This is a genomic window from Streptosporangium sp. LJ11 (assembly GCF_051918945.1).
GTDB lineage: Bacteria > Actinomycetota > Actinomycetes > Streptosporangiales > Streptosporangiaceae > Streptosporangium.
Genome location: NZ_JBPXMB010000016.1, coordinates 168,528 through 187,416, shown reverse-complemented (window position 1 = coordinate 187,416; position 18,889 = coordinate 168,528). Strand labels below are relative to the sequence as shown.

The window sequence follows — 18,889 nt, the reverse complement described above, 5'->3', positions numbered from 1 at the left end:
ATGAGACTCACCGTGGCACAGGCGCTCCTGCGGTTCCTCGCGAACCAGTGGTCGGAGCGCGACGGAGCGGAACACCGGCTGGTGGCCGGATGCCTGGGCATCTTCGGCCACGGCAACGTCGCCGGGATCGGGCAGGCCCTGGCCGAGCGAGGGGCGGGCACGGACGGCGACCTCCCGTACTACCTGGCGCGCAACGAGCAGGCCATGGTGCACACCGCCGTCGGCTACGCGCGGGCCCGCAACCGGCTGTCCACCTTCGCCTGCACCTCCTCGATCGGCCCCGGCGCCACCAACATGGTCACCGGGGCGGCGCTGGCCACGATCAACCGGATCCCGGTGCTGCTGCTGCCCGGCGACGTCTTCGCCACCCGCGCCGCCGACCCGGTCCTGCAGCAGCTGGAGGATCCCCGCTTCCCCGACGTGACCGTCAACGACGCGCTGCGTCCCGTCTCCCGGTTCTTCGACAGGATCAACCGGCCCGAGCAGCTTCTCGCGGCCCTTCCGGCCGCGATGCGGGTGCTGGCCGACCCGGCCGAGACGGGCGCGGTCACCCTGGCGCTGCCGCAGGACGTGCAGGCGGAGGCGTACGACTGGCCCGAGGAGCTGTTCGCCCGCCGGGTGTGGCACGTGGCGCGCCCCGTCCCCGAACCCGCCGCGCTGGCGCGGGCGGCCGAGCTGGTCAGGCGGTCGCGACGGCCGTTGATCGTGGCGGGGGGCGGGGTGGTCTACAGCGAGGCGTGGGAGACGCTGGCCGCGTTCGCCGCCGACCACGGCGTCCCGGTGGGGGAGACCCAGGCGGGCAAGGGGACGCTGCCCTACGACCACCCCTGCGCGGTCGGCGCGATCGGGCACACCGGCACCGCCGCCGCCAACGACCTGGCCCGCGACGCCGACCTGGTCATCGGGGTCGGCACCCGCTACACCGACTTCACCACCGCCTCCCGCACCCTGTTCGGCGAGGCCGCGTTCCTCAACGTCAACGTCGCGGCCTTCGACGCCGCCAAGCACTCCGGCGAGATGCTCGTCGCCGACGCCCGCGAGGCACTGCGCGCCCTGGACCTCGGCGACTGGAGCGCCGACCTCGGCTGGACCGCCAGGGCGACGCGCCTGACCCACGAGTGGCAGGAGCAGGTCTCCCTGCTGACGACCGGGGACGCGCTGACCCAGCCGGTGGTGCTCGGCATGGTCAACGAGGTGGCCCGGCCCTCGGACGTGGTGGTCAACGCGGCCGGATCGATGCCCGGCGACCTGCACAAGCTGTGGCGGGCGAGCGACCCGAAGTCCTACCACGTCGAGTACGGCTACTCCTGCATGGGCTACGAGATCGCCGGAGGGCTCGGGGTGAAGCTGGCCGCGCCCGAGCGCGAGGTGTTCGTGCTGGTCGGCGACGGGTCCTACCTGATGATGGCCCAGGAGATCGCCACCGCCGTGCAGGAGGGCGTCAAGCTCGTCGTGGTGCTGGTCGACAACCGGGGCTTCGCCTCCATCGGCGGGCTGTCGGAGGCGGTCGGCGCGGGGCGCCTGGGCACCGCCTACCGGATGCGCGGGGCCGGGGGCGCGCTGGACGGGGCCCTCCTCCCGGTCGACCTGGCCGCCAACGCGGCCAGCCTGGGCGCCGACGTGATCCGCGCCGACGGCCCCGAATCCCTGCGGGTGGCTCTCACCAAGGCGAGGGAGGCCGTCGGCACCACCGTCGTGTACGTCGAGACGGTGCCGGGTCCCGCTCCGCAGACCACGGCCTGGTGGGACGTCCCGGTGGCGGAGGTGTCGGGGCTGCCGGAGGCGCGGCGGGCCCGCGCCGCCTACGAACAGGCCAAACGGGACCAGCGCACCTACCTGTGAGGTCCCCGGGCTACGGCCGCGCGGCGGGTTCCGGGTCCGGCCGGAAGCCCCTGGCGAGGAACACGATCAGGGCCACCAGGACGGCGGCGGGCACGAAGGCGACCCGGATGCCCACCGTGTCGTTGAGCGTCCCGACCACGGCGGCACCGACGAGGAAGCCGACGTAGTTGAACATGTTGACCCGCGCGATCGCGGTCTCCGCCCCGGCGCCCATCCGGCCCGCCGCCGAGAACGACAGCGGGGCGATGACGGACAGGCCGACGCCGATCAGGCCGAACGACACGACGGCCACCGCGACGCCGGGCGCCACGACGACCCCCAGCGTGCCCACGGCCGCGATCACCGCGCCCACCCGGACCACCGGCGCAGGGCCGTACCTGCGGACGGCGAGATCGCCGGGTACCCGGGCCAGGAGCATGGTCGCCTGGTAGACGAAGTAGGCGAACGGCACCAGCCAGCCGCTCGCCGCCAGCGCCTTCTCCATGTAGACCGTGCTGTAGTTGGAGACCGCCGCGTCGCCGACGTACAGGAACGCCATCGCCATGCAGAGCGGGATGATCGGCCGCCACGGCACCCGGGCCGCCACGTGCGCGGCCCGCTCGGTGGACCTCTCCTCCTCCCGCCCGTAGAGGCGGGGAAGCATGATCACTGAGATCACCGCGCCGATCAGCACCGGGACGGAGAAGGACCAGCGCAGTTCCACGCCGAGCTCGCTGAAGGCGGAGTTGAATCCGGCCCCCAGCATCGAGCCGACGCTCCACACGGCGTGGAAGCCGGTCAGCACGCTCACGCCGTACCGGCGCTCGACCGCGACCGCCTGCATGTTCATCGCCGCGTCCACCGCGCCGAGGAACAGGCCGAACACGGCGCTGAGCGCGTACAGGCCGGCGAGCTGGTCGTTCCAGCCCGACAGGACCACCGCGGTGCAGACGCCGACCTGGGAGATCCGCAGGACCGGGGCGCTGCCGTACCGGCTCGCCAGGAGACCCGCGACCGCGCTGCCGACACCGGCGATCACCGGCACGAGCAGCAGGACCAGGGTGAGATCGCCGTCGCTGAGCCCGAACCTGCGCTGGAGGTCGATCACATGGGTGAGCAGGGTGGAGAGGCAGAGGCCCTGGACGAAGAAGGCCGCCCAGGTCGCCACGCGCGCCTGCCGGTCACGTGGGGTCGGCATGACGACCTCCGGGGAACATGAGGGGGATTCAAGTTCACGTCAGGGTATGGGCGGGCCATCCGGGGGTCAATGGCCGGTCACCTGCCGGTTTCACCGGTGCCGTCGAGGGCGGGGGACCGGACGGGGGCGCTCGAAGCGGAGGAGGCCGGGGTTCGCCGTGTCCGGGATCGGGGTGACCGGAGAACCCGCCGGCGAACGGGCCCGCGGCGTCGTGGGCCCGAACGTCCGGGGCACGCCGGTGCTCTCGCGCCGCTGCCGGAGCCCCGGCAGGGATTATGGTCGAAGGGTGGAGAGTCCCCGTCCCCCCGCCGTCCGCCGTTACGCCCCCGAGCCCCGCCCCGCCGACCTGAGGGCCGGAGACGCCGACCGCGAGAGGGTGGCCGCCGTGCTGGGCGACGCGCTCGCCGACGGGCGCCTCGACCACGAGGAGCACGACGAGCGCACCGAGGCCCTCTACCGCGTCCGCACGCTGGGAGAGCTCTCCGCGCTCACCGCCGACCTGCTGCCGCCCGAGGCGCAGCCGCTCCGCACCGACGTCCGCCCGGTGACGGCGTTCTTCGGCTCCGAGGAGCGCTCGGGCCGCTGGGTCGTGCCGACCCGGTTCACGGCCACCGCGATCTGCGCCAACGTCAAGCTCGACCTGCGTGACGCGCTGCTCCAGTCCAGCCACGTGACCCTGCACGTCACCGTGATGGGCGGCACCCTCACCCTGATCGTCCCCGAGGGCGTGCGGATCGAGATGCCCGCCTCGGCGTTCATGGGCGGCAAGAAGAACCAGGTCCCGGCCTCGCCCGACGGGCCGGTCATCGAGATCACCGGCGTCGTCACGCTCGGGAGCATCGTGGCCAAGTCTCCCAAGCGTCCTCGCCGCTCCTGGTTCCGCCGCTGACGCCGCTCAGCTGGCGCTGTCGAAGTTGATCGCGCTGTAGGCCCGCAGCTTCCAGAGCTGGTGCTCGCTCTCGATCTTCCGTATCGTCCCGGAACGGCCGCGCATGACCAGGGAGTTGGTGATGGCCCTCCCCGCGCGGTAGCGGACGCCCTGCATCAGCTCGCCGTCGGTGATCCCGGTGGCCGCGAAGAACACGTCGTCGGACCTGACCAGGTCGTCGGTGCTCAGTGTGGCGTCGAGGTCGAGGCCCGCGTCCAGCGCCCGGCGGCGCTCGGCGTCGTCCTGCGGCCAGAGCCTGCCCTGGATGACGCCGCCCAGGCACTTGAGCGCGCAGGCGGCGATGATGCCCTCCGGGGTGCCGCCGATGCCGAGCATCAGGTCGACTCCCGTGCCCACCCGGGCCGCCATGATCGCACCGGCCACGTCACCGTCGGTGATGAGCCTGATCCGGGCTCCGGCCTCCCGGATCTCACGGATGATCTTTTCGTGGCGGGGCCGGTCGAGGACGACCACGGTCACGTCCGAGGGCTCGCCGCCCTTGGCGCGGGCCACCGCGGCGATGTTGTCGGCCACCGGGGCGTTGATGTCGACCGAAGAGGCGGCCTCGGGGCCGGTGACCAGCTTGTCCATGTAGAAGACGGCCGACGGGTCGTACATCGAGCCGCGCTCGCTGACCGCGATCACCGAGATGCCGTTGGGCATGCCGAGCGCGGTGAGCCGGGTGCCGTCGATCGGGTCCACGGCCACGTCGCACGCCGGGCCGCTGCCGTCGCCCACGTGCTCGCCGTTGTAGAGCATCGGCGCGTTGTCCTTCTCGCCTTCACCGATCACCACCACGCCGCTCATGGACACCGTGTTGATCAGCTGGCGCATGGCGTTCACCGCGGCGCCGTCGGCACCGTTCTTGTCACCCCGCCCGACCCAGCGGGCGCCGGCCATCGCGGCCGCCTCCGTGACCCGGACCAGTTCCAGAGCGAGGTTGCGATCGGGTGCGTGTTCTCCCGTGGCGAGGGCGTCGGGAACGGACGTCTCATCGGACATGGTGGGAAACCCCTCTCGTGGTCAATGCAACGATCGTAGTTGGCGCCCCTCTGACCGGTCGGCGGAGGATAATGTGCCCACCATGAGCAGCGACACGGAACGACTGGTGAAGGGCGTGGGTGCGCGGACCTCCGAGCGGGGTGCCGCCACGCGCGTCGCGCTCCTGTCCGCCGCGAGGGAGATCTTCGTCACGAGCGGTTTCGCCGAGACCGGGGTCACCGACGTGGTCGCCCGCGCGGGAGCGAGTGTCGGAAGTCTTTACCACCATTTTTCCGGAAAGGCCGATCTCTACCTCACCCTCTTCGAGGAGTTCCAGACCCGTCAGACCCAGCGGACCAAGCAGGCGGTCCAGGACTCCAGGGCCGACGGTGAGAGCGACCCGATGCGGCTGTTCATCGCCGGGGCCCGCGCCTACCTGGAGGGCTGCCTGACCGAGCGGGAGATCTCCGCGCTGTTCCTGCGCGGAGACGGGCCGCCGGGGTTCGAGCTCATCATGCGCGACCGGCTCAGGCAGTGGGCCAAGCGCAACGCGGCCCTGTTCGAGGGCGACGAGGGAGCGCTGGTCGTGGTCCTCACCGGCGCACTCGCCGCCGCGGTCTCCGAGGTCGCCCTGTCCGACGACGAGGACGCCTCCCGGGCCCTGGCCGAGGACGTGCTGACCATCATCGCCCAGATCCGCCGCCCCTGAGGCCGGACCGCCCTCCCGAACGGATAGTGTCGACAGTCGTGCAAAAGTTCACTCAGGGCTTCTACGGCTACGTGTTCGCGATGGCGGTCTGCCTGGGCGCCGTCGGCCTGTTCCTGCTGGTCACGCCGCAGAGCAGAACCGAGCACATTCCCAGGGTCGACTACTCGATCGCCCTGGCCGACCTGCGACGCACGGCGCCCTTCCAGGTGTGGGCACCCGAGCCCGTCGCCACCGGATGGGTCCCGAACAGCTCCAGGAACACGAACGTCAACGGCGTCACGACCTGGAGGCTCGGCTTCGCCACCGCCAAGCGCTTCCACGCGATGCTCGCCCAGAGCAACGAGAAGCCCGCGGCCGGGTTCGCCAACCGGCTCTCCAACACCTCCACGGTCACCGGCACCGTCCAGATCAACGGCGTGACCTGGGAGCAGCGCCTCCGCGAGGACAAGAACCAGCGTTCCCTCGTCCGGTTCCTGCCGGACGTCACGATCGTCGTCACCGGCACCGCCCCGTGGGACGAGCTGTCCGCCCTGGCCGGATCCCTCAAGCAGCAGCCGAGAGTCACCTCCTGAGGCCCGTTTCCCCGCAGGTCGAAGATCGCGCTCACTCTGGGGCCCGGCCCGGCCCGGTTCCGCGCTCGCCGCACGCCGGCTCCTCTCGTCGCGGGTCCCGGCCATCGGGCGCGCCGCTCCACATCCGCCGCCGCCGGTCATGCCGTGGGGCGTGCCGTTCCGCCTCCGTTCCGCCGGACATGCCATGGGCGCGCCGTTCCGCCTCCGACGCCGCAGGCAATGCCGGTGACGAACGGGACGGCGCCGGTCACGAGCGTGCCGGGGGCCTCCGGACCCGTGTGGTGACAGGGGAAGAAGAGGGCGACCCGACCGGCGGTTACGCTGATCGAGTGTCCGATCTTTGCGGGAGCCGAGCGGAAGCGCGTCCGTGATGTCCTTCCCCCCTGACACGCGCGGCCGGAGTGCGGGCCCGGCCATAGCGGCCCGGATCCCGCCGCGCGCGGGCGGGAGCCGGTCATGGGCGTGACCGAGGAGCGGCTGGAGCGGTTCGAGGCCAACCGCGGGCGCCTGTTCGGGGTGGCCTACCGGCTGCTCGGGGAGGCCTCAGGGGCCGAGGACGTGGTGCAGGACGCCTACCTGCGCTGGGAGCGCAGCGACACGGCGATCTCGCCGGAGGCGTGGCTGACCAAGGTGGTCACCAACCTGTGCCTGGACCGGCTCACCTCGGCGCGGGCGCAGCGGGAGCGCTATGTCGGGACGTGGCTGCCCGAGCCGGTCGTCACCGGTGGCGGCGCGCTCGGCCCGCTGGAGACGGTGGAGCAGCGGGAGTCGCTGTCGCTGGGGATGCTGGTGCTGCTGGAGCGGCTCACCCCGCCGGAACGGGCGGTGTTCGTGCTGCGCGAGGCGTTCGGTCACAGCCACCGCGAGGTCGCGGAGATCCTGGAGGTGAGCGAGCCGCACGCACGGCAGTTGTACCGCCGGGCGCAGCGGCATGTCGCCGAGGAGCGCAAGCGGTTCACCGCCCCGTCCGGGCAGCACCGGAAACTCCTGGAGCGGTTCCTGGAGGCCACGCTGGCCGGTGACGTGCCGGCGCTGGAGCGGATGCTGGCCGAGGACGTCGTCGCCTGGGCCGACGGTGGCGGCAAGGCGCGAGCGGTGCGGCGTCCGCTGGTCGGCCGGGAGCAGGTCCTGCGTTACCTGCGCGTCCTTGCCGAGTACGCGCAGCGCATCCGCCTCGTACCGGACGTGGTGAACGGGGAGCCCGCCCTCATGGTGTACCTGGACGGCCGGCTGTCCGGAGTCACCGCCCTCGAGTTCGACGGCGACCGCGTCGTTACCCTCCGTACCATCGCCAACCCAGACAAGCTCACCTTCATCGCGAAGCAAAAGATGTAATCGTTTCTCGGGTCGAGGTGTCACGAATCGCCGCCGTATCCCGTTCATCCAGCGTCGAACGACGGATGGAGAACGCTCATGACGACGACACCGAACATCGCGGTCCTGGGCGCCGGATACACCGGCGTCACGACCGCCAAGCTGCTCGCCAGGCGCACCGGCGCGAACGTCACGATCGTCAACGACCGTGACCGGTTCGTGGAGCGGATGCGCAACCACCAGCTCGCCTCCGGCCGGAGGGTGCGCCACCTGCCGCTGCGCGGACTGTTCGAGGGCACCGGCGTCCGGCTGATCGTCGACCGGGTCACGCGCGTCGACACGGAGGGCAGGCGGGTGGAACTGGCCGGTGGCGCCGAACCGATCGGCTACGACCTGCTGGTGTACGCGCTGGGCAGCCGCGCCGACCTGGACACCGTCCCCGGGGTGGCCGAGCACGCCTACACCGTCGCCGGCGGGGAACAGGCCGAGCGGCTGCGCGACCGGATGCGCACCGCCGACACGGTCGCCGTGGTCGGCGCCGGGCCGACCGGTCTGGAGACGGCCACCGCGCTGGCCGAGACCTACCCCGACCGCACGGTGCGGCTGGTCACCGGCGGAGCGCTGGGCCAGGAACTGTCCGAGCAGGGCCGTGACTACCTGCACCGCGCTCTGAGCCGCCTCGGCGTCCAGGTGTGGGAACACGCCAGGGTCGCCAAGGTCGGCGCGGACGGCGTGCTGCTGGAGGGGGGCGAGCACGTCGCCGCCGACACGGTGGCGTGGACCACCGGCTTCACGGTCCCGGAGCTGGCGCGCGAGGCCGGGCTGGCCGTGGACGACCACGGCCGCATGGTCGTGGACGGAACCCTGCGCTCGCGGTCGCACCCGGAGGTCTACGGCATCGGGGACGCCGCCGCCGCGCACACCCAGGACGGACAGGTGCTGCGCATGGGCTGCGGACCCGGGGGGCTGGCGGCCGCGTGCGCCTTCCACGCGATCACAGCCCGTATGGCCGGGCGTAGCCCGAAGCCGCTGCGCGTCAAGGCCGACGCCCTGTGCGTCAGCCTCGGCGAGTGGGACGGCCTCCTCCAGCCCACCGACCTCGACGGCAGCCCCCACGGGAAGGTGCGCACGGGTCGCCCGGTGGCGATGCTCAAGAAGTTCGTGCTCGGCGTCACCGGTTGGTACAACCTTCGCCACCCCGCCGTGACCGTGATCGGCGCCAGGCAGGGGTGACGCTCCCGCCCGGATCCGCCGACCGGTGGATCCGGGTGGGACACGATCTCCGCGGCCCCGCGTGACCATGCCCCAACGCCTCTGCACCCCTGAAGACGCCGGAGACGCCGGAGACGCCGGAGACGCCGGATACACGGCCACCGGCGCAGCCGGACAGAAGACGGCCGGCAACCGGCCGGCAACCGGCCGACAACGCCTCCCCGACAGCCGAAAGTAGAAGATTCCCGATGTCCGCCACCCCCATGACCCACCCCGCCACCGGCCCCGACGCCCCGTCCGGTCCGCGGCCCCCCGCCACGGTGCGCACGCTGCTCGGCGTCGTCGTCGGGCTGACCGCGGTGCTCCTCGTGATGCTGTGCGCCTTCGCCCTCCCCTCCCTCAACAGCGGTCCCCACCACGTGCCCCTCGGCCTGACCGGACCGCGGCAGGCCGTCCACGCCGTCCAGGGCGGCCTGGACGGCGAGGCCTGGGACGTCACCGTCTATTCCGACCCGCGGGCCCTCCAGAGCGCCATCGAGCAGCGCGATGTCGTCGGCGGGCTCGCTCTCGGTGCCGACGGCATCACCGTCTACACCGCGAGCGCGGCCGGTCAGCAGGCCGGCGCGGCGATCAGCGCTCTGGGCACCGCGATGGCCGCCGGGCAGCGGAGCGGGGCCACCGTCCAGGACGTGGTGCCCTTCCCCGCCGACGACCCCCGCGGTGCCGGATTCACCGCCGGCGCCTTCCCCCTGCTCATCGGCGGGATCCTGCCCGCGGTCGCCCTGCTGCGCCTGTTCCCCGGGCACGCCGGCCTGCGCCGCCGCCTGGCCGGGGTGATCCTGTTCGCCCTGGTCGCCGGAGCCGCCGTCGCCGCCGTCCTGCAGTACGGGTTCGGCTCCCTGCACGGCACCTACTGGCTCACCGCGCTCGGGCTGGCCCTTGGCATGGCCGCGCTGTCGATCCCCTTCCTCGCGCTGGAGTCCCTGTTCGGCTTGGCGGGCCTCGGCGCCGGCGCCGCCGTGATGATGTTCCTCGGCAACCCGCTGTCGGGCCTGGCCGGCCCCCACTGGCTGCCCACCGGCTGGGCCACCCTCGGCCAGTTGCTCCCCCCGGGCGCCTCCGGCAGCCTCGTGCGCGCCATCGGCTTCTTCGACGGCACCGGAGCCGGCGCCCCCGCCCTCACCTTGGGATTCTGGACCCTCGCCGGCCTGCTGTCCCTCCTCGTCGCGGACCGCCGCGCCGCCCGCCGTCCGCGACCCGAGGCGACGGCGGTGGCCGTGATGTGACCGTCCCGGGCCGCCCGTGCCGACGGGGACGGTGACCCGGTGCGCCACGGCCGGGTGGAGTTTCTTCGGGAGAAGCCGCTTTGGCGGACGCTTCAAGGAACGGCGGCCAGACTCCTCGCCCTCGACCGGGAGCTCCGGGCCGGACCGTCACGTGACCGCGAGGACCGTCCGGACGACGCCGAACACGAGGTGACCGTTGGCGCGGGCGCGCTCGGACCGGGCCGCTCAGAAGGCTCAGAAGGGGGCGTCTCCGGCGGGGTCGGGCTGCCGCCGCTGCGCCATGGCCGCCGCGAGCTTCACCCTGGCCCCCTGGAGCCACTCCTCGCAGACCGCGGCCAGCCTCTCGCCGCGCTCCCAGAGCTCGATCGACTGTTCCAGAGTGAGCCCGCCCGCCTCAAGGCTGCGGACCACCTCGGTCAGCTCCTCGCGCGCCTGCTCGTACGACGGTGTCTTCTCATCGGCCACACCTCCCACCTTAGGTCGTGTCCCGGGGATCTTCAGCCCGTGACGTCCACCCGGCGTGGTCACGGCACGGTCTCACCGGTGACGCCCACCCGGCGGCGCCCCGGCTCGCCGTACCGGCCGCCCGCGGGTGATCCACAAGGCGCCTCCCCGGTCGCTCCACCGCGGCGTACGGCTGGGAGGATGCTCGGATGAGTGTTCGCGACGCGACCCCCGAGGACATCCCCGAGCTGGTGCGTCTCCGTGAGGTCCTGGCCGACCGGATGGCTCAGGACGGCACCTACCCCATCGACGAGGAGTGGCAGGGGGCCTACGCGGAGAGCCTTGAGGAGCGGCTGGGCAGTTCCGACACGGCCGTCTACGTGGTGGACGCCCCCCGAGGACTGGCGGCCTGCGGGATCGGCCTCATCTTCCAGCGTTTCCCCGGCCCCTCCCTCCCCGACGGCCGCTACGGCTACGTCCAGGGCATGGCCACCGACCCCCGGCACCGGCGCCGGGGCCACGGCCGGGCGATCATGGGAGCCCTCCTGGAGTGGTACCGCGACAGCGGGGTCCACAGGGTCGACCTGCACGCGACCTCCGACGCCGAGCCCCTCTACCGGCAGTTCGGCTTCGTCGACGACGGCTATCCCTCGCTCACGTGGCGGTCTCACTCCTGACCGTCACCCGGTCGTCGGGGAAGCGCACCGTCAGCTCGTCACCGGGGGAGACCTCGCTCGCGAGACGTACGACATCGCCCGAGGGGCGCTGCACGATCGCGTAGCCGCGCTCCAGCGTGGCGGCCGGGGACAGCGAGACCAGGCGGGCGCGCAGGTGCTCCAGCGAATCCTGGGCGCGGTCCAGGGAGGCGGTGAGGGAGCGTCTCGCCCGGTCTCTGAGCTGCTCGGCCTGCTCGGCCCTGCGCTCGACCTCGCGCACCGGGTCGGCGAGAGAGGGCCGGGAGCGGGCCGCCGCCAGCCAGGCCGTCTCGCGGTCGAGCCAGCCGCCCGCCACCCTGCGGCCCCGGTCGCGGAGCTGGCGGATCAGCGTCATCTGCTCGCCGACGTCCGGCACGACCTTCTTCGCCGCGTCCGTCGGCGTGGACGCGCGCACGTCGGCGACGAGGTCGAGCAGCGGGTTGTCCTGCTCGTGGCCGATCGCGCTGACCACGGGCGTGCGGCACGCCGCCACCGCCCGGACGAGGGCCTCGTCCGAGAAGGGCAGCAGGTCCTCCATCGACCCGCCGCCGCGCGCGACCACGATGACGTCGACCTCGCCGTCCGCGTCGAACTTGCGCAGCGCCTCGGTGACCTCGCCGACCGCGTACGGCCCCTGCACGGCCACCGGCTCGACCTTGAACCGCACGGCGGGCCAGCGGCGCCGCGAGTTCTCCAGCACGTCGCGCTCGGCGGCCGAGTCACGACCGCAGATCAGGCCGACCGTGCCCGGCAGGAACGGCAGCCGCCGCTTCCTGTCGACACCGAAGAGCCCCTCGGAGGCCAGCAGCTGGCGCAGCCGCTCCAGCCGCGCCAGCAGCTCGCCGACCCCGACCGGCCGCAACTCCAGCGCGGTGAACGCGAAGGAACCCTTGTTGACCCAGAAGTCGGGCTTCAGGTGGGCCACGATCCTCGCGCCGTCCACCGGCCGGGGGAGGGTCGCCTCGTACACGCCGCGCGGGCAGGTGACCCGGGCCGACACGTTGGCCACCGGGTCACGCAACGTCAGGAACACCGTGCCGCCGCGGGCGGTCAGCTCGGTGATCTGCCCCTCGACCCAGACGGTGCCGAGCTTGCCGATCCAGCCGCCGACCATCTGCAACACCGTGCGAACCGGGAGGGGCTGCTCAGGGGTGGTCTTCGAGCTCATGGCCGGGAGCCTACGCGCCGGACGTGACTATTCCGCGGTCTCCAGCTTGGCCAGGCGGTTCTCGTACATCCGCACGACGGTCTCGCGGTTGGTGGTGGCCCGCTCGTAGGTGATCAGTTCCAGGATCTGCTCGGCCGTCCTGCCGCGCATCCGCGCCCGCAGGGACGCGACCGTCAGCTCCGCGTAACCGGGCAGCGGCTCGGCGGGCGTGCCGGTCGTCGCCGTGGAGGAACCGGTCGCCTCGGCCGCCTCGGGGACCGCGGCCCTGGTCTCCGTCACCTCGACCACCGCGGCGTCCGCGGTCTCAGGCTTCGCGGTCTCGACCTTCGTCACCTCGACCTTCACCGCCGAGGGGGTCTCGAGCACGGCCTCCGCGGAGGCGTTCGCCGTGCTGCTCTCCGTGGCGCTCGTCAGGGCGCCGCTCTCCGCGCTCTCGGTCGTGTTCTCGGCCACGGTCTCCGCGGGGGCGGCCTTGGCGGTCTTGCGGGTCCTGGTCGCCCTGGCCTTCGGAGCGGTCTGGGCGGCCTCGGGCGCGGTGGTCCCGGACTGCGCGGCCTTGGACCGCGCGGCCTTGGAACTCACGGCCTTGGATTCCACGGTCTCGGGCGCGGCGGCCTCGTTGGCCGGAGCCTTGGCCTTGGCCCGGGTGGCCCGGGTGGCCCGGGGCTTCTTGGCGGGGGTCTCGGCGACCGCGCTCGCCTCGGCGGCCTGGGGCTCCGCGGCCTCGGGCTTCGCGACGGGAGCCTTGGCCCGGGTGGTCCTGGGCTTCCTGGCGGGAGCCTCGGCATCGGCGGCGGGTGCCTCGGGGGCGGTGGTCTCCGTGGCCTTTGTGGCCTTTGTGGCCTTTGTGGCGGCGCTCTCGGTGACCTCGAGCTCGGCGGGCTTGGTGGGCTCGGCGGCCGGGGCCTCCGCGACCTTGGCTTCGGCGGCTTCGGCGGCTTCGGCGGCTTCGGCGGCTTCGGCGGTGGCCGGGGCCTCCGTGGTCTTCGCCTCCGGGGCGGCGGGGGCCTGCGTGGTCTTCGGCTCCGCGGCGGGGGCCTCCGCGGCGACGGTCTCGGCGGGCTTCGCCGTGGCGGTCTCGGCCTCCGGAGCGGCGGGTGCCTCGGTGGTTCCGGCGGCGGCCGGGGCGTCGACGGCCTCGGCCCCGGCCTCGGGAGCCTTGACCTCGGGGGCGGAGGGCGTCGCGGTGTCGGGCTTGGTGGGGCTGAAGATGACCGGGTCGGGAGTGGTCCTGGTCCCGTTGCTCTCGGCGGCGGGCCTGCTCGCGGCCTTCTCCGGGCGCGGCGCGAAGATGACGGGCTCGCGGCGGGTGGGCTCCCCCGCCTGGTCCGCGGTCTTCTCGCCGGTCTTCGCGGGGCTGTCTCCGGCCGTCCCGAGGGGCTCGTCGGTCTCGCCCTGGCCGGAGGTGCCCTTGAACCTGTTCCGGACGCGGTCGCCGAGGAGCAGGGCCTGGCCGACCCCGCTCAGCGCGCTCTGCAACATGTGCAGCGGCAGGTCTTTTGCCTTTTGTGTGACATTGCGGATCATGTCGGGGACTGACATATCGTCTCCCTGGGAGGTCTGTATCGAGAAGGCTAGTGTGGCAAGACTTGTGCCGCATGAACCTGTGGGACGTATGGGCTGTCTCGCGGGCGTGTCCACGTAGCATAAGAGCATGACTTCAGACACCCCCGCGACCCGACGCGTACTAGTGGCGAAGCCCCGTGGTTACTGCGCGGGGGTTGATCGTGCGGTGCAGGCCGTGGAGAAGGCACTGGAGCAGTACGGTGCCCCGATCTACGTTCGTAAGCAGATCGTCCACAACACCCACGTGGTCAAGACGCTGGAGCAGCGCGGGGCGATCTTCGTCGAGGAGACCGAGGAGGTGCCCGAGGGCGCCATCGTCGTCTTCTCCGCCCACGGGGTCTCCCCGGCCGTCCACCAGGAGGCCGCCCTGCGCAGCCTCAAGACGATCGACGCCACCTGCCCCCTGGTGACCAAGGTGCACAACGAGGCCAAGCGCTTCGCCTCCCAGGACTACGACATCCTCCTCATCGGCCACGAGGGCCACGAGGAGGTCGAGGGCACCGCGGGCGAGGCGCCCGACCACGTCCAGCTCGTCGACGGCCTGCACTCGGTCGACACCGTGCGGGTCAAGGATCCCGATCGGCTGGTCTGGCTGTCACAGACCACGCTGTCGGTGGACGAGACGACCGAGACGGTCTCCCGGCTCAAGGAGCGCTTCCCCAACCTGATCGACCCCCCGAGCGACGACATCTGCTACGCCACCCAGAACCGCCAGGTCGCGGTCAAGGAGATCGCCGCCCAGGCCCAGCTGGTCATCGTCGTCGGCTCGGAGAACTCCTCCAACTCCAAGCGGCTGGTCGAGGTCGCCCTCGACCACGGGGCCGACGCCTCCTACCTGGTCGACGACGCCTCGCTCATCGACGACGCCTGGTTCGACGGCGTCACCACGGTCGGCGTGACGAGTGGCGCCTCGGTGCCCGAGGAGCTCGTCGCCGAGGTCCTGGCCCGCCTGGCGCGGAACGGTTTCGAGGACGTCGAAGAGGTCGAGTCCGTCCACGAGAGCGTGCGCTTCGCGCTCCCGCACGAGCTGCGCAAGGACCTGCGCGCCACGGTCTGATCACGGATCCGGATCACGCGGCTCCGATCAGGCGCCCCCTCGGGAGACCCCGTCACCCGGGGACCCTCAGGCGAGGCCTCGCTCACCGGCGAGGCCTCACACCCGGCCGCTACTGCCCCTCGCGCGGGGTGCCGTACACCTTGGGCTCGAAGTATCCCTCGGGCTCGGGGGCGAAGGCGGTGCCGCCGTCGCCGCCGTCGCCGCCGCTCCTCGGGCGGGGGACCGAGGCCTTGGTCGCCTTGAGCTCCTCGCGCAGCTCCCGGACGCAGCGGGTCAGGCCGCGGCGCCAGGCGATGACCAGCACCAGGAACGAGCCGCCGAACAGCCAGGGGGCTCCCTGCGACAGCGCCGTGTACATGCCCAGGCCGAAGGCCTGGACGGGGGTGGCCGCGAACAGGGAGCGGACCGCCTCGATGAGCGCGGTGGTCACGAAGAAGACCAGGGGCGGGGACACCACCAGCGACAGCAGGTCCCGGCGGTTCACGAGCGACGCGGCGGCCACGCAACCGGCCACGAACGCCGCCCCGGTCAGCGCCGCCACTCCCAGCAACGCCTGCAGCAGGCTGCCCACCAGCGTGGACGCCAGTACGAAGGCCAGCGCGCCCCGGACGGTCAGCCGGATGCCCGCGGTCCGGTCAAGCTCACTCATGCGATCACCCCGCCGGCCGGCTGCACGCCGCCTCGCTCGTCCACCACTCGCCCCCTTGACCCTGCCCGGCCCTCGCGGACCTCCGCGTCGTCGACCCCGATGTCTCCAGTGTCCGGCCGCCGGAGCCGTCAGGGAACAGTTTCTAGGGCAGGTCGTTGGCCAACCTACCGTTCAGGCGGGATACGAGAGGTGAGCTTGGCTCCTCTTGCGTGAGCAGTTCCGGCGAGGTCAGGGCGCGCGGCAGGTCCTCGACCGCCTGCGGCGTGTCCAGGTCGGTCTCGACCAGCCCCAGATCGTTCAGCTTGCGGGCGCTCACCAGCACCCGGGTCTCCAGCGAGCCGACCGTCCTGTTGTACGACTCCACGGCCCGGCTCAGCGAGCGGCCCAGGGCGTCGACGTTGCGTCCCATGCTGCTCAGCCGCTCGTACAGCTCCTTGCCGACCTCGAAGATCGCCCGCGCGTTCTCGCCGAGCGCGGCCTGCTGCCAGGCGTACTGCGCGGTGCGGAGCATGGTGATCAGCGTGGTGGGCGTGGCGATGTGGACCCGGCGCCGCATGGCGTACTCCAGCAGGGCGGGGTCGCGTTCCAGGGCCGGGGCGAGGAACGCCTCGCCGGGGATGAACAGCACCATGAACTCCGGCGCCGGGCTGAACGCCTGCCAGTAGGGCTTCGAGGCGAGCCGGTCGACATGGTCGCGCACGTGCCGGGCGTGGGCGTCGAGCCGGGCCGACTGGTGGTCGGGATCGGCCGACTCGGCGGCCTCCAGATAGGCGGACAGCGAGACCTTGGAGTCGACCACGATGTTCTTGCCGCCGGCCAGCCGCACGATCATGTCGGGCCGCAGGACACCGTCCGGCGTGGTGACGCTCACCTGCTCGTCGAAGTCGCAGAACCGCTGCATCCCGGCGATCTCGGCGACCCTGCGGAGCTGGAGCTCCCCCCACCTGCCCCTGGCCTCGGGCCGCTGCAGGGCCCGTACCAGCGAGCTCGTCTGGGCGCGGAGCTGCTCGTTGCTCTCGCGGACGACGTCGATGTGCTTGGCCAGCTCGGCGTGGGCGGCCCGCTGGCCCGTCTGGGTGTCGCGCAGCTGCGTCTCGACGCGGGCCAGGGTGTCCTTCAGCGGCTCGATCAGGTGCTCGACGGCCTGCTTGCGCTGTTCCAGCTCGCCGGCCGCCTCGGCCCGGTTGGCGGCCAGTCTCGTCTCCGCCAGCTCCAGGAACCGCAGGTTGTTGACGTCGAGCGCCCGGCTCGACAGGGCCTGGAACCGTTCGGAGAGCTGCCCCTCGATGTAGGCGACCTTCTCTTCGGCGATCTTCGCGCGGGCCTCGGCGTCGGCCAGGCGCGCCGCGACGTCCGCGGCTCCCGAGGAGGCGCGCGCCCGGCCCAGCAGGAACCCGATCGCGAGTCCCGCGGCGAGGCCCACCGCGAGCTGGAAGGAGAGCGCCATGACATCCACCCCGGCATGATTCCAGGCCCGGCCGCTTCTGGCGCGCCGACACGCTCCCGAAGCCGGCCCGCTCCCGAAGCCGGCCCGCTTCCGGACCGGAACCGGCCCCGCCCGTGCCCGTGACTCGGACCTGTGACCCGTCCGTGGCGGGTAGCAGTGGGTCATTCCGCGTAAACTCGGCTCACGTGAGCCTGAGCATCGGCATCGTCGGATTGCCCAACGTCGGCAAGTCAACGCTTTTCAACGCGCTGACGAAGACCGCCAACGCCCTGGCGGCGAACTATCCGTTCGCCACCATCGAGCCCAACGTGGGCATCGTCGGCGTTCCCGACCCGCGTCTTGAGAAGCTGGCCGAGATCTTCGGATCCGCCAAGATCCTGCCGGCGAAGGTCGAGTTCGTCGACATCGCGGGTCTGGTCCGCGGCGCCTCGGAGGGACAGGGGCGAGGCAACCAGTTCCTCGCCAACATCCGTGACACCGACGCGATCTGCCAGGTCATCCGGGTCTTCAACGACCCCGACGTGACCCACGTGGACGGCGGCGTCGCCCCCGGACGCGACATCGAGACGATCAACACCGAGCTGATCCTCGCCGACCTGCAGACGCTGGAGAAGGCGATTCCGCGCCTGCAGAAGGAGTCCAGGACCAACAAGGACCGCAAGGCCGCGCTCGACGCGGCGGAGGCGGCGTTCAAGCTCCTCGACGGCGGCACCACCCTGTACGCCGGGGCCAAGGGCGCGGGCATCGACCCGAAGGACCTGCGCGAGCTGCACCTGCTGACGGCCAAGCCGTTCCTGTACGTCTTCAACCTCGACGCCGACGAACTGGTGGACGAGAGGCTCCGGGCCCAGCTGTCGGCGCTCGTCGCGCCGGCCGAGGCCGTCTTCCTCGACGCGAAGATCGAGTCCGAGCTCGTCGAGCTCGACGACGCCGAGGCGCTGGAGCTCCTGCAGTCCGTCGGCCAGGAGGAGTCGGGCCTGACCCAGCTGGCCAGGGTGGGCTTCGAGACCCTGGGGCTGCAGACCTACCTGACCGCCGGCCCCAAGGAGACCAGGGCCTGGACGATCCGCAAGGGCGCCACCGCCCCCGAGGCGGCCGGGGTCATCCACACCGACTTCCAGCGCGGCTTCATCAAGGCCGAGATCGTCTCCTTCGACGAGCTCGTGGAGGCCGGATCCATCGCCTCCGCCCGCCAGGCGGGCAAGGCCCGCATCGAGGGCAAGGACTACGTCATGCGCGACGGCGACGTGGTGGAGTTCCGCTTCAACGTCTGACCGCTCGCGTGCCACGAGGGAGGTCCCGGCCCGTCGGCGGGGCGGCCGGGTGTTCCCTTCCGGGGCGATGACAGACCGGGAGGCTCGTCCATCCCATCCGATGATCCATCCCTGGCCGGGCGTGCCGAGTCACGTTATTTGGGGTTTGTGACCCTGGGTGACGTATTTCGTGTTAAATGCGCAGGTCGCGACAGTCCGGGAACCGTCCAGTTAGCAATGGGTGGCGTTTGAGTAATCAGCCCACGCGCTGGCCAGGGGTAATGCGCTTTTCACGGGTCATCGGCGACATCGGCGGCCTCGTCGGCGTTCCAGACCCGGTTTGCTCAGTCATCGCGATGCCTGCAGCATAGGCGTGGCTTTCCTGGAAGAATCGGCTGGGCGGCTAGAGTAAGTGCGTCACCATGGCCAATGGGATCGGCGGCGATACGACCCCGCACCGGCCGAGGATTGACGCGAGCGGAGGCGTGATGGCTCGAAGGTCGACGGTCCAGCGTGATCCCCGGATCGCTGGCGACCCCGAGCTGTCGGCATACCCGGACTTTCCCGACGATTCCGATCTCGATCGCGC

The 18,889-nt window shown here is 72.0% G+C and carries 17 protein-coding genes; 10 read left to right on the top strand and 7 right to left on the bottom strand.

What is annotated here, in order from left to right:
* Positions 1 to 1,842, top strand: a complete 1,842-nt coding sequence (iolD, locus tag ACTOQ3_RS24115; protein ID WP_440085597.1) for a 3D-(3,5/4)-trihydroxycyclohexane-1,2-dione acylhydrolase (decyclizing) — start codon at positions 1 to 3, stop codon at positions 1,840 to 1,842.
* 10 nt (positions 1,843 to 1,852) lie between these two features.
* Here iolD and ACTOQ3_RS24110 read toward each other — a convergent pair whose 3' ends face one another.
* Positions 1,853 to 3,019: an MFS transporter gene (locus ACTOQ3_RS24110; protein ID WP_440085596.1), complete on the bottom strand. Its 1,167-nt coding sequence runs from the start codon at positions 3,017 to 3,019 to the stop codon at positions 1,853 to 1,855.
* A 286-nt stretch (positions 3,020 to 3,305) separates the two neighbouring features.
* Here ACTOQ3_RS24110 and ACTOQ3_RS24105 point away from each other — a divergent pair, with 286 nt between their 5' ends.
* A complete protein-coding gene (locus ACTOQ3_RS24105) occupies positions 3,306 to 3,908 on the top strand; it encodes a DUF1707 SHOCT-like domain-containing protein (protein WP_440085595.1) in 603 nt (200 codons plus the stop codon).
* A 6-nt stretch (positions 3,909 to 3,914) separates the two neighbouring features.
* On the opposite strand, the gene glpX is transcribed toward ACTOQ3_RS24105, so the two are convergent.
* A complete protein-coding gene (glpX, locus tag ACTOQ3_RS24100; protein ID WP_440085594.1) occupies positions 3,915 to 4,949 on the bottom strand; it encodes a class II fructose-bisphosphatase in 1,035 nt (344 codons plus the stop codon).
* Between the two features lie 82 nt (positions 4,950 to 5,031).
* Between glpX and ACTOQ3_RS24095 the strand changes: the two genes are divergently transcribed.
* From ACTOQ3_RS24095 to ACTOQ3_RS24075, 5 genes are all read left to right on the top strand, one after another.
* Entirely contained in the window at positions 5,032 to 5,637 is a 606-nt protein-coding gene (locus ACTOQ3_RS24095; RefSeq protein ID WP_440068346.1) for a TetR/AcrR family transcriptional regulator, read from the top strand.
* A gap of 38 nt (positions 5,638 to 5,675) precedes the next feature.
* Positions 5,676 to 6,209 (top strand): DUF4245 domain-containing protein, encoded by a 534-nt coding sequence (locus ACTOQ3_RS24090; RefSeq protein ID WP_440085593.1) that lies wholly within the window; start codon positions 5,676 to 5,678, stop codon positions 6,207 to 6,209.
* Positions 6,210 to 6,665: 456 nt separating this feature from the next.
* A complete protein-coding gene (locus tag ACTOQ3_RS24085; protein ID WP_440085592.1) occupies positions 6,666 to 7,544 on the top strand; it encodes an RNA polymerase sigma-70 factor in 879 nt (292 codons plus the stop codon).
* Between the two features lie 78 nt (positions 7,545 to 7,622).
* On the top strand, positions 7,623 to 8,756 hold the full coding sequence (locus tag ACTOQ3_RS24080; protein WP_440085591.1) for an NAD(P)/FAD-dependent oxidoreductase: 1,134 nt from the start codon (positions 7,623 to 7,625) through the stop codon (positions 8,754 to 8,756).
* Between the two features lie 227 nt (positions 8,757 to 8,983).
* A complete protein-coding gene (locus ACTOQ3_RS24075; protein WP_440085590.1) occupies positions 8,984 to 10,021 on the top strand; it encodes a hypothetical protein in 1,038 nt (345 codons plus the stop codon).
* Positions 10,022 to 10,255: 234 nt separating this feature from the next.
* On the opposite strand, the gene ACTOQ3_RS24070 is transcribed toward ACTOQ3_RS24075, so the two are convergent.
* On the bottom strand, positions 10,256 to 10,486 hold the full coding sequence (locus tag ACTOQ3_RS24070) for an exodeoxyribonuclease VII small subunit (protein ID WP_350971911.1): 231 nt from the start codon (positions 10,484 to 10,486) through the stop codon (positions 10,256 to 10,258).
* Positions 10,487 to 10,674: 188 nt separating this feature from the next.
* Between ACTOQ3_RS24070 and ACTOQ3_RS24065 the strand changes: the two genes are divergently transcribed.
* Positions 10,675 to 11,142, top strand: a complete 468-nt coding sequence (locus ACTOQ3_RS24065) for a GNAT family N-acetyltransferase (protein ID WP_440085589.1) — start codon at positions 10,675 to 10,677, stop codon at positions 11,140 to 11,142.
* Here ACTOQ3_RS24065 and xseA read toward each other — a convergent pair.
* Positions 11,120 to 12,328, bottom strand: a complete 1,209-nt coding sequence (gene xseA, locus ACTOQ3_RS24060) for an exodeoxyribonuclease VII large subunit (RefSeq protein WP_440068353.1) — start codon at positions 12,326 to 12,328, stop codon at positions 11,120 to 11,122. The two genes, ACTOQ3_RS24065 and xseA, sit on opposite strands and share 23 nt — an antisense overlap.
* A 27-nt stretch (positions 12,329 to 12,355) precedes the next feature.
* Positions 12,356 to 13,870, bottom strand: a complete 1,515-nt coding sequence (locus ACTOQ3_RS24055) for a hypothetical protein (RefSeq protein WP_440085588.1) — start codon at positions 13,868 to 13,870, stop codon at positions 12,356 to 12,358.
* A gap of 112 nt (positions 13,871 to 13,982) precedes the next feature.
* Here ACTOQ3_RS24055 and ACTOQ3_RS24050 point away from each other — a divergent pair, with 112 nt between their 5' ends.
* Positions 13,983 to 14,951, top strand: a complete 969-nt coding sequence (locus ACTOQ3_RS24050; RefSeq protein WP_440085587.1) for a 4-hydroxy-3-methylbut-2-enyl diphosphate reductase — start codon at positions 13,983 to 13,985, stop codon at positions 14,949 to 14,951.
* A 109-nt stretch (positions 14,952 to 15,060) separates the two neighbouring features.
* On the opposite strand, the gene ACTOQ3_RS24045 is transcribed toward ACTOQ3_RS24050, so the two are convergent.
* Together ACTOQ3_RS24045 and rmuC are read right to left on the bottom strand one after the other, a co-directional pair.
* Positions 15,061 to 15,600 (bottom strand): DUF6542 domain-containing protein, encoded by a 540-nt coding sequence (locus tag ACTOQ3_RS24045; RefSeq protein ID WP_440085586.1) that lies wholly within the window; start codon positions 15,598 to 15,600, stop codon positions 15,061 to 15,063.
* Positions 15,601 to 15,742: 142 nt separating this feature from the next.
* Positions 15,743 to 17,047 (bottom strand): DNA recombination protein RmuC, encoded by a 1,305-nt coding sequence (rmuC, locus tag ACTOQ3_RS24040; protein ID WP_440085649.1) that lies wholly within the window; start codon positions 17,045 to 17,047, stop codon positions 15,743 to 15,745.
* 185 nt (positions 17,048 to 17,232) lie between these two features.
* Here rmuC and ychF point away from each other — a divergent pair, with 185 nt between their 5' ends.
* Complete coding sequence (gene ychF, locus ACTOQ3_RS24035) at positions 17,233 to 18,321, top strand: redox-regulated ATPase YchF (protein ID WP_440085585.1); 1,089 nt, start codon at positions 17,233 to 17,235, stop codon at positions 18,319 to 18,321.
* Positions 18,322 to 18,889 lie beyond the last annotated feature (568 nt).

Coding starts and splice junctions, on each gene's coding strand:
- iolD (WP_440085597.1), top strand. CDS start 1: ATGAGACTCACCGTGGCACAGGCGCTCCTGCGGTTCCTCGCGAACCAG.
- ACTOQ3_RS24110 (WP_440085596.1), bottom strand. CDS start 3,019: ATGCCGACCCCACGTGACCGGCAGGCGCGCGTGGCGACCTGGGCGGCC.
- glpX (WP_440085594.1), bottom strand. CDS start 4,949: ATGTCCGATGAGACGTCCGTTCCCGACGCCCTCGCCACGGGAGAACAC.
- ACTOQ3_RS24095 (WP_440068346.1), top strand. CDS start 5,032: ATGAGCAGCGACACGGAACGACTGGTGAAGGGCGTGGGTGCGCGGACC.
- ACTOQ3_RS24085 (WP_440085592.1), top strand. CDS start 6,666: ATGGGCGTGACCGAGGAGCGGCTGGAGCGGTTCGAGGCCAACCGCGGG.
- ACTOQ3_RS24080 (WP_440085591.1), top strand. CDS start 7,623: ATGACGACGACACCGAACATCGCGGTCCTGGGCGCCGGATACACCGGC.
- ACTOQ3_RS24075 (WP_440085590.1), top strand. CDS start 8,984: ATGTCCGCCACCCCCATGACCCACCCCGCCACCGGCCCCGACGCCCCG.
- ACTOQ3_RS24065 (WP_440085589.1), top strand. CDS start 10,675: ATGAGTGTTCGCGACGCGACCCCCGAGGACATCCCCGAGCTGGTGCGT.
- xseA (WP_440068353.1), bottom strand. CDS start 12,328: ATGAGCTCGAAGACCACCCCTGAGCAGCCCCTCCCGGTTCGCACGGTG.
- ACTOQ3_RS24055 (WP_440085588.1), bottom strand. CDS start 13,870: ATGTCAGTCCCCGACATGATCCGCAATGTCACACAAAAGGCAAAAGAC.
- ACTOQ3_RS24050 (WP_440085587.1), top strand. CDS start 13,983: ATGACTTCAGACACCCCCGCGACCCGACGCGTACTAGTGGCGAAGCCC.
- ACTOQ3_RS24045 (WP_440085586.1), bottom strand. CDS start 15,600: ATGAGTGAGCTTGACCGGACCGCGGGCATCCGGCTGACCGTCCGGGGC.
- rmuC (WP_440085649.1), bottom strand. CDS start 17,047: ATGGCGCTCTCCTTCCAGCTCGCGGTGGGCCTCGCCGCGGGACTCGCG.